The following is a 2,529-nucleotide window of genomic DNA, read 5'->3' on the forward strand; positions in this document are numbered from 1 at the left end:
GCATCCGCAGTGCGGCTCGTCGAAGTGCTCGCACGACAATCGTTCGTCGTCTATCTCCTTGCATCGGCAGCGTCTTCGAGCATGCCTACTCGGAGCCCAGCGCGCTGAGCATCCTGCCGTCCACGACAATGGCCGCGTGGTCTTCAAGTCTTCAGCGGTGCGCCGCCCGCCTACACCGGCGTTACCGGCAACGAATGGTTCGTGCGCGAGGACATACAATTGTTCGCGCCAGCACCGGTTTCGATTAAGGACACCGACACGGTTCAGACGATAGCACACGACCTGGATACCAGTAAGGAAAGTTCTCACGTGCGACACGAGGTCGTGCATGTGCGACTGACGGTCATCGGTTACGGCCGGGCCTGGGTTATTTGGCGTAGTCGTTCGTAGGGTGTCTGGCCGCCGAGGCTGCCGTGAGGGCGATGGTAGTTGTAGGAGTCCTCCCATTCTCTGAGTTTGTTGTTGAAGATTTGGGTGTCAGAAGATAATCCTCACCCAGCCGGAACGCGATGTAGAATACGACAGTGGCAACGCTGACCGGGATGGAAACGGCCAGCGCGACGGCGGCGACGATGAACCCGCCGACGGTGGAAGCGTAGGGGAAGAGGTCCAGGATGGCCACGATGACACCGAGCAACACCGCGTAGGGGACATCGAAAAGAATGCACCACACGAATGTCGTCGCCCCGGCGATGACCGAGGTCAGCACATTGCCGAACAGATAGTCGCCCAGCTTGGCCACCACCTCGTCTCCGATTCCTGATCGCCAGCGCCGGCGTGGGCGCGCTGGGCCTGCTGTCCGGGCCGGTGGCGGTCAGCTGGCCCGACCTGCTGCGCGCGGCACACGACCGGCCGCTCGCCGAGGGCAGCGGCATCCTGGTGATCGTCACACTCTATGGCGGCAACGACGGCATCAACACCGTGATTCCCTACGCCGACAACGTTTATCATGACGCCCGCCCCGAACTTGCCTATGCCCAGCCGATGTCCTGCACCTGGATGAACAGCTGGGACTCAATCCGGCTTTGCGCGGCCTGGCCCAGTTGTGGTCCGAGCGGAAGTTGGCGATCGTGCGCGGCGTGAGCTATCCCCAGCCCGACCACAGCCACTTCCGGTCCATGGACATCTGGCAGACCGCGTCGCCGGCCGAACCCGTCTCGACCGGCTGGATCGGCCGCTGGCTGGACGCCACCGGTGACGACCCGCTGCGCGCGGTCAATATCGGCGCCGTGCTGCCCCCACTCGCGGTCGGCGAAAAATGCACGGCGGCAGCGCTTTCAGCGTCCGCGACGCCGAAATCCGAGGAGCGATTCGCCGCGACGATGGACGCGCCGGGCGCCGACGACCCGAATGACACCCCGGCCATGTCGGCGATGTGCGCAGCCTATCGCGCCGCCCGCACCACCGACACCACCTTGGCGCCGGTCAAGGCGTCCGAAAAGGACCATAACCCGCTGGCCGGGCAGCTCGCCATGGTGACCAAGGCGGTGCGGGCAGGGGTTCCGTCCCGCGTCTATATGGTGCAGCTCGGCGGCTTCGACACCCACGCCGACGAACGCGAAACCCAGCAGCGTCTGCTGCAGACCTTCGATGAAGCGGTGGCCGCGTTCCTGCGGGACATGGCCACCGACCGCTACGGCAAGAACGTCGTCGTGCTGGCGTATTCGGAGTTCGGGCGCCGGGTGGCCGCCAACGCGTCCCAGGGCATCGACCACGGCACCGCCGGCCCGGTGTTCGTCGCCGAGACATCCGTCAAGGGTGGGTTCTACGGCGAGGAACCCAGCCTCACCGACCTCGACAATGGAGACCTCAAACCCACCATGGACTTTCGCGACGTCTACTATGACCTGCTGACGCACACCATCGGCACCGATCCCACACCGTCGGTCGGAACCGGCCGGCGCAGCGTGGGCTTTTTGGGCTAGACCACCCGCATGCAGTCCCGGGCGATGGCCAGTTCTTCGTTGGTCGGAATCACCAGCACGGTAGTCGGCGAGTCGTCCGCGGAGATCCGCCGCGCGCCGGTGGCCGGGCCGGCGTTACGGTGCTCGTCGAGCTCGATGCCAAACCCCGCCATCCCGGCCAGCGCGTCGCGGCGCACCGACGGGTCGTTCTCGCCGATCCCGGCGGTGAAGCTCAGCACATCGGTGTGTCCCAGCACCGCCAGGTATGCCCCGATGTACTTGCGCAGCCGGTGGATGAACACGTTGTAAGCCAATTGTGCTGCACTGTCACCGGATTCGATCATATCGTGGAGCCGGCGGAAGTCGAGTTCACCGGCCAGGCCGAACACCCCGGAGCGATGGTTGAGCATCGACTCGATGTCCTCGACGCTCATCTTCGCGGCGCGCCACAGGTAGCCGATGACGCCGGGGTCGACGTCACCGCTGCGGGTGCCCATCACCAGGCCCTCCATCGGGGTCAAGCCCATCGACGTGTCGACGGGGCGGCCCTTGGCGATCGCTGACGCTGATGCGCCGTTACCCAGATGCAGCACAATCTGATTCATGCTGTCCAGCGGCCTGCCCA

General features: G+C 65.1%; 1 protein-coding gene and 3 pseudogenes. 1 reads left to right on the top strand and 3 read right to left on the bottom strand.

Annotated features, from left to right (window positions below; genetic code table 11):
- Window positions 1-350 precede the first annotated feature (350 nt).
- Entirely contained in the window at window positions 351-470 is a 120-nt protein-coding gene (locus tag ACLP4W_RS20355) for an integrase core domain-containing protein (protein ID WP_442376005.1), read from the bottom strand.
- A gap of 59 nt (window positions 471-529) precedes the next feature.
- Window positions 530-745 (bottom strand): annotated as a pseudogene (locus ACLP4W_RS20360) (AI-2E family transporter); the annotation flags it as partial.
- Window positions 746-777: 32 nt separating this feature from the next.
- Between ACLP4W_RS20360 and ACLP4W_RS20365 the strand changes: the two are divergent.
- Window positions 778-1,925 (top strand): annotated as a pseudogene (locus tag ACLP4W_RS20365) (DUF1501 domain-containing protein).
- On the opposite strand, the pseudogene ACLP4W_RS20370 reads toward ACLP4W_RS20365, so the two are convergent.
- Window positions 1,922-2,529: pseudogene (locus ACLP4W_RS20370) on the bottom strand (acetate kinase); the annotation flags it as partial. The pseudogenes ACLP4W_RS20365 and ACLP4W_RS20370 overlap by 4 nt on opposite strands.

It is taken from the genome of Mycobacterium sp. (assembly GCF_052145595.1).
In the GTDB taxonomy this organism is placed as follows: domain Bacteria; phylum Actinomycetota; class Actinomycetes; order Mycobacteriales; family Mycobacteriaceae; genus Mycobacterium.